At 59.6% G+C, this 6,357-nt stretch carries 6 protein-coding genes; all 6 read right to left on the bottom strand.

The window, feature by feature from the left end; translation table 11 throughout:
* Positions 1-151 precede the first annotated feature (151 nt).
* The gene (locus R0J87_RS05120) at positions 152-1,270 is read right to left on the bottom strand and encodes an alkene reductase (protein WP_498884770.1); all 1,119 of its coding nucleotides are present in this window, start codon (positions 1,268-1,270) and stop codon (positions 152-154) included.
* A 165-nt stretch (positions 1,271-1,435) separates the two neighbouring features.
* Positions 1,436-1,807: a hypothetical protein gene (locus R0J87_RS05115; RefSeq protein WP_074211427.1), complete on the bottom strand. Its 372-nt coding sequence runs from the start codon at positions 1,805-1,807 to the stop codon at positions 1,436-1,438.
* Positions 1,808-1,944: 137 nt separating this feature from the next.
* Positions 1,945-3,141, bottom strand: coding sequence for a M24 family metallopeptidase (locus tag R0J87_RS05110; protein ID WP_498884769.1), 1,197 nt, complete (start codon positions 3,139-3,141; stop codon positions 1,945-1,947).
* Positions 3,142-3,211: 70 nt separating this feature from the next.
* Positions 3,212-3,952 carry a TSUP family transporter gene (locus R0J87_RS05105; RefSeq protein ID WP_498884768.1) on the bottom strand — a complete coding sequence of 247 codons (741 nt, stop codon included), beginning with the start codon at positions 3,950-3,952 and terminating at the stop codon, positions 3,212-3,214.
* An 11-nt stretch (positions 3,953-3,963) separates the two neighbouring features.
* Positions 3,964-4,659 carry a transglycosylase SLT domain-containing protein gene (locus R0J87_RS05100; protein ID WP_498884767.1) on the bottom strand — a complete coding sequence of 232 codons (696 nt, stop codon included), beginning with the start codon at positions 4,657-4,659 and terminating at the stop codon, positions 3,964-3,966.
* Positions 4,660-4,733: 74 nt separating this feature from the next.
* Complete coding sequence (locus R0J87_RS05095; RefSeq protein WP_498884765.1) at positions 4,734-6,152, bottom strand: aminotransferase-like domain-containing protein; 1,419 nt, start codon at positions 6,150-6,152, stop codon at positions 4,734-4,736.
* Between the last annotated feature and the right edge of the window lie 205 nt (positions 6,153-6,357).

The raw sequence follows: 6,357 nt of genomic DNA, 5'->3' as shown, positions 1-6,357 counted from the left end.
TCCGGTATCAGAGAGTCACTGATACCGGAATATCGCATTGTCAGTTCATTGATGAAACTCTTAACTGACTGGCATTACCACCTAAGTGATGCTTTTCAGGGATAAGGGTTCCCCACTTGGGGAAACCCAGACCACGACTTAGCGAATAGGCTTAGCCCATGCGGTCGTAGCCGTTATCCATAAACGGATAGTCGGTGTAGCCCTTCTCGTCGCCGCCATAGAACGTTTCATGGTTCGGTTCGGTGAGCGGGGCGTTCACACGGAAGCGCTCCGGTAGATCTGGGTTGGCAATGTAGGGGCGGCCAAAGGCCACGGCATCGGTGGTGTTTTCACTAATGCGTACTTCAGCGTGTTCGGCGTCGTAGTTGCCGCAGTAAATCAGGCTGCCGCTAAAGCGCTCTCGCATCTGCTCGCGGAAACCCGCAGGAAAGGTGATATCGCCGCCCGCCCAGTTCGGCTCGTTCAGGTGCAGGTAAGCCAGGCCGCGCTTGGAGAGCTGCTCGGCCATGTAGAACGCCATCGCTTCCGGCTCGTCGTCGGTCAAACCAAACAGCTCGATAAACGGCGTCATACGAATGCCGACACGCTCAGCGCCATACACCTCAATGACCGCGTCAACGACTTCCAGCGGGAAGCGGGCACGGTTTTCCAGCGAGCCACCGTACTGGTCGGTACGCTGGTTGGTGCCGGTGGCCAAGAACTGGTTCAACAGGTAAGCGTTGGCAGCGTGGACTTCGACCATATCGAAACCCGCGCGCTTGGCGCGGATGGCCGCTTGGCGGTAGTCATCCACAATGCCAGGAATCTCGTCGGTTTCCAGCGCACGCGGCGTGCTGGTGGGGTGCTGACCAGCGGTGCCATCTTCAAACTCTACAAAGCACTGAGCGCCTTCACCTTTCAGCGCGCTGGGGGCTACCGGCTGCTGGCCGTTGGGCTGCACCATCTCATGGGAAACGCGGCCCACATGCCACAGCTGCAGGGCAATACGGCCACCCTTGGCGTGAACGGCATTCACAACGCCTTTCCAGCCTGCTTCCTGCTCATCGGTCCAGATGCCGGGCGTGTACACATAGCCACGGGCAGTGGGGGATATGTTAGTGGCTTCGCTGATGATCAGGCCTGCACCGGCGCGCTGGCCGTAATAAGCTTCCTGCATCTTGCCCGGCACGCTATCCGGCGTGCGCGAACGGGTCAGCGGCGCCATGATGACGCGGTTAGGAATGTTCAGGCTACCTAGCGTGGTGGGGGTAAACAGCGTCTCGTACGCCATAGGGCAAAACTCCTTTGAAGCAGTGGTTATCATCGTGGCGAATAGAATAGACCAGTTTACTAGTAAGCGCCAACGACGATGTTATGCCCTAGTTAATGGGGACGGACGTGCAAAACAAAACCCCGCCGGGTAAATGAGGCGGGGTAGGGGGTAAATAGCGTTCGTTCAGTGCCGCTGCCAAGGCCAGCGGCGTTTAACCGGCGTATCAATCTGCCCGATGGCGCTGGTGAGCGGCAGCATAATGGCGCTGAGCTGGCGGTGGCAAACGGAACTGCTGAGTACGCCGGGGCACTGTTTGAGCAGCAGGTCGCACTGTTGGGAAGCGATAAAGAGCTGCTCCACGACTGCAGGCGCGAACAGCGGCTTGGCCTGCTGGCAGCAGCGGGTCAGCTCTCGGGAGAGCATCGAGAGCATGCTGGTGTCTAGCCAGCAGGGCAGCGGGTCTTCTAGCCGTCCGGCAATCGAGTGCTGAACGGCTTCAAACGATGTGCGTAAAAACAGCAGGGTTTGACGAAGCTGGCGCTGTTCACTGGTCATGTGACGTCCCTTTACCTCAACGGCTCTTTATCTACCCAGGTGTTGGCTAAAAAGAGAGTGTTTCTCATTTGCATTTCTGGTGAAGATAGCCTCCCTCAATCGCGGTGTCAATCTCAGGCTATTGTCTCGAACTATTATCAAGGGCCATCATCACGGGCCTGATAAAGCTGCCAATCATTGTTGGTGAGCGGCTTGGCACCCTGTTCGGTGACCACCACGGTATCGCTTAAGCCAACGCCCCACTGGCCGGGCACCCGCAGGCAGAGCGGTAAATGAAACACCATGTTGGCTTCAAAGGTGCGCGTTTGGCCTTTGGCAATGTAGCCCGTGCCTTCTACCCAACTCGGCGGAAACTGCGCGCCCACGGCGTAGCCAAACACTCCGGAGAAAAACAGCTGGTCGCGTTGAGGGGCCAGCAGAGTATCGGCGGCCTGGGCGGCGGCATCAAAGGAGTGGCTGGGGCGCATGGCCTCGCAGAGTGTTTCAAACATCGAGCGGCAGAGGTCTTGGGTTGCTGTGAGGGCGGCGTTCGGGGTGCCCGTCACGGCGGTGCGCATCATCGGTGCGGTGTAGCGTTGATACGCTGCGCCGAACTCTAAAAACACCGGCTCGTTGGCCTGAATCACACGGCGCTTATGGTTCACGTGAATCACCCCAATGCGGTGCCCGCTGGTCACGATAGGCTGCAGGCTCATAAACTCGCTGCCGTTTTCGAGCAGCGCTTTAGCGCCAATGGCGGCAATGTCGTTATCGGTCATGCCGGGCCGAATGGCGGCCATCGCCGTCTCTAAGCCAACGGCGGTGATGCGGGCGCTCTCTTTGAGCATCTCAAGCTCTGCGCTGCTTTTGACGATCTTGATGGCATCGAGCAGGTCGCCCGCTTCAAAAAAGCGCTCTTTACCCACCGCCTTGGCTAGGGCGTCCATCACGCCCACCCGCAGCCCGCTGCTCCAACCGTCGATGCCAATACGCGGGCAGGGGGTTAACAGGTCAGCCAGCGGGGCGATGATTTCATCCAGGTTTTCCCACCGGTAGCCAATGATCTCGTCAACACGGGCGGTGACCACCGCGGCACCCGTTTCAATCGAAGCCACTTGTAAAACGAGCTTGTCTTGCGTGCAGACCAAGCAGGCATGCACCGACACCTCAAAGGTGTGGTAACCGGTCAAATAATTGATATCGGCGGGGTCGGTGAGCAGCAGCGCGTCTAGCTCGCGCTGGGCCATGGCGTGGCGCACCTTCTCAAGGCGCGCTTGATACTCAGCGGGGGCAAAGGGTAGCTCGCTTTGGGCAAGCGATGTGGCAAGGGCTTCGCGGTAGTGGTGGTAATCCATGGCGACCTCCAGCGTTAGGTAAGGTCAGTATAGGTCGCCATCTAAAGCGTGCCGCGAATGCCCTCAACGGTTAACGAGTTAACAGATACACACCTTGCAGGAAGTAGAACACCCCAATGCCCGTGACGATCCAGCGGGTCCAAGTGCGGAAGTTGGCGTCGGTCAGGCAGTGCAGAATCCGTGTGCCGGTTTGGGTGCCCAGCATGGCAAACGGGGCGGCCAGTAGCACAATGCTCCACTCACCCGAGCTGAGTGCAAGGGCGGCACCTAAGTAGAAGAGAATTTTGATGGAGTGGGCGACCACTTGAATCATAGCCTTGGTAGCGACGACTTGGCGGCGGTCCATCTGCGAGCGCACAAAGAAGATATCGATCAGCGGGCCGGATACCCCGGCGGCAATCGTGAGGCCGCCCGAGGCGATGCCGCAGCAAAACGCGTGGCTGGCGCGATGGGCATCGAGCTGGAACCAGTGCTTGGGCGTCCATACCAAGATAGGCAGCAGCCCGATCAATAAAGAAACAGTGGCCGCATTGGGCGTGTAGTTAAACAGCAGCAGAAGCCCAGCCGCGCTGAGCACGCCCAGCGCCATGAGCGCCACAATGCGCCACACGATAAAGCGCCGCGAAAGCCACGCCCGAGAGGCATTGGCCGTTAACTGAATCACCCCATGCACGGCCATGGCAGTACTGGCAGGAAACACCACCAGCAGGAACCACAGCAACACCAGCCCGCCCGCCATGCCAAACACGCCGGAGAGCATGGAGGTGAAAAACACCACGCCGACAAAGGCGAAGCCCATTAGCAGTGTCATGAAAGACGCCCTCAGCTACGGCAGAACGGCCACACCTGATAGAACTTGCGGCACTGGAACTCTGCCTGGCAGCTGTTGAGCTGGGCCTGGTAGCGGCTGGAAAGGCTCGCCACTTGGCGGCCTGCGTTGAGCACGTGGGGTTTGTTGCGATAAGTGCCCCGCTGATAGCCGCCTGCGCCCTCGTGATAGGCGTAATAGAGGTGCTCAGGATTGCTGAGCGAGACGCCCGTTTGCGCTTGCGTTCGGGCGTTATACCAGCCAATGAAGTCGGTGGCGTGCTTCATATGCGTGCGCCGGGCAAATAGGCTGCCCGCTTGGTCTTCGTACTCACCCCATACCGGGTCCTGGGCTTGGGCGTAACCTTTAGCGGAAGAGGGGCGCGGGCCGGGAATAAAGCCAAGGTAGTATTTGCGGTCTGGGCGTACGTGGCTGCGAAACGAGGATTCCCGCTGAATAAACGCCATTTGGGTCGCGATGGGCGTTCCCCACTTCTCTTCCGACTCTTGCGCGTAGTCGTACCAGCTGGGCTGTTCGCGGAAAATCTCGCAGATATTGGTCTGATCCTCCGGCGGGCTGGGCGCAAAAGTAGCGCACCCAGAGAGCAGCAGTAGGGCCGCGACGGCCAGCCAACCGCGTAGCTGGCCGGTGGAAGAGGAGGCAGCGGAAGAGAGCGCAGAAACCCAAAAGCTATCAACAGGGCGATGCATAGGACGGTCCTTGTGGATAAGTCGTGTTACTCACGTTTTGTGTAGTGTACTGGCGTATAAAGCACGTTGGCCGCTTAGCGCAGCAGCGGCTCCAGGCAGCGGCGCAGGCGCTGCGCCTCGCGTACCAACGTTTCACCAGAGAGCATGCCCACCCCCATCACCAAACCAACGCGTGGGTCGTTCGGCGCACACACCGGACTTAACGGCCGCACAATTAAGTGCTCTTTCAACAGCGATTGCGCGATGGCCACATCGTTAATGCCCGGCTCAAACTCCACGCACAGGCTGATGGCACTGCTGGGCGGTGACACCGAGCGCACCTGGGGCAGCGAGCGCAGCTGGTCGTGCAGCACCTGCTGGCGGCCTAAGTAGTCCCGCTGAATGCGCCGACACCAGGCATCCAAATCACCATCAAAAATAAACTGGGCCAGCACGGCTTGGTCCAGCATACGGCCCTCGCGAAACAGCTCGCTGCGTAGGCGGTTCATGGGCCCTGCCAAATGCCGCGGCACTACCAAATAGCCCAGCCGCAGGCCTGGAAACATCATCTTAGAGAAAGAGCCTACCAGCAAATGGCGTTCAGAGTGGGCATCGAACAGCAGGTTGGGGTGGTCGTCGCGGTTAAATTCATAATCATCTTCCACCACGTAGGTGGGCGATAACGCCTCACACAGCCGCTGTTTATGCTCGGCGCTGGTCGGCACGCTGAGCGGATAGTGGTGCGAGCCGGTGAGGTAAGCCAGCGCCACGGGGCCGGGAGTGGTGGGCAAGGCATGGCCCGCTTCCGGCCGCCACGGCAGCATGTCGATGTTAAGCCCGGCGGCGGTAAACACGTTGCGCGCCCCCCAGTAGCAGGGCGACTCCATGGCCACTGTATCGCCCACATCCGCCAGGGCGACGGCGCACAGCTCGATACCGTTGTGGGTGCCATCGGTAATGATGATCTGCTCGGTATCGCAATGGATATCCCGCCAGCGGGCCAGGAAATCACGAATCGCGCGCTTTAGCGGGCCGTAGCCGCCAGTGGAGTAGGAGAGCAGCAGCGCATTTTGCGGCACCGTCACGCTGGCGTAGAGCTGCCGCCATTTGCGCATCGGGAACTGAGCGATATCTGGAATGCCGGGCACGAAGGCCCCGCTCTGAATCATGCTGGCCCCAGGGCCTTGCAGCACCCGCTGGGCGCGCTGAGATAGCTGCACATTGGCGGGGGCATCGGGTGGGGGCGATACCGGTTTGCAGGTCCAGGTGCCTTGGCCGTGGGCGGTGGTCAGCAGCTGCTCTTCCAACAGCGTGCCAATCGCTAAGGCCAGGGTTTGCCGCGCCACCTGAATGGCATCCGCCAACACCCGATGAGAAGGCAAACGCAGCCCGCTGGGCCACTGCTGCGTAATGGCTTGGCGCAGCGCCTGCTCAATGCGCACCTGCTTACTCAGCCGCTCCGGTTGGAGTGCATAAAGTTGCATAAATTGGTGCAAGACCTGCTGGCGATCCATATCAACGCCCCCCTTTCCCGCGTGAAGCCCGCTGCTGTCAGGCGTTTAGACGAAAGCATTATGTCAGTTATGCACTTATTTGGTGCGTTGAAAAAGTGGTCTAGTCGAACGCCAAAGTGGTGCATTCGCGTTCTGACCGCCGCCTGCTAGCGTGTAACTATTCCGTCACTGGAATCAGGATACTGCGCCTCAGAGCGCCAACGAC

Source organism: Halomonas sp. SIMBA_159, assembly GCF_046536035.1.
GTDB classification, from domain to species: Bacteria; Pseudomonadota; Gammaproteobacteria; order Pseudomonadales; family Halomonadaceae; genus Vreelandella; species Vreelandella venusta_A.
Note: the sequence above shows the minus strand (reverse complement) of the source record. Positions and strands in the feature narration are given on the sequence as shown.

What these genes read in the sequence shown, in the direction of transcription:
- R0J87_RS05120 (WP_498884770.1), bottom strand. Translation starts at nt 1,270, where the DNA reads ATGGCGTACGAGACGCTGTTTACCCCCACCACGCTAGGTAGCCTGAAC.
- R0J87_RS05115 (WP_074211427.1), bottom strand. Translation starts at nt 1,807, where the DNA reads ATGACCAGTGAACAGCGCCAGCTTCGTCAAACCCTGCTGTTTTTACGC.
- R0J87_RS05110 (WP_498884769.1), bottom strand. Translation starts at nt 3,141, where the DNA reads ATGGATTACCACCACTACCGCGAAGCCCTTGCCACATCGCTTGCCCAA.
- R0J87_RS05105 (WP_498884768.1), bottom strand. Translation starts at nt 3,952, where the DNA reads ATGACACTGCTAATGGGCTTCGCCTTTGTCGGCGTGGTGTTTTTCACC.
- R0J87_RS05100 (WP_498884767.1), bottom strand. Translation starts at nt 4,659, where the DNA reads ATGCATCGCCCTGTTGATAGCTTTTGGGTTTCTGCGCTCTCTTCCGCT.
- R0J87_RS05095 (WP_498884765.1), bottom strand. Translation starts at nt 6,152, where the DNA reads ATGGATCGCCAGCAGGTCTTGCACCAATTTATGCAACTTTATGCACTC.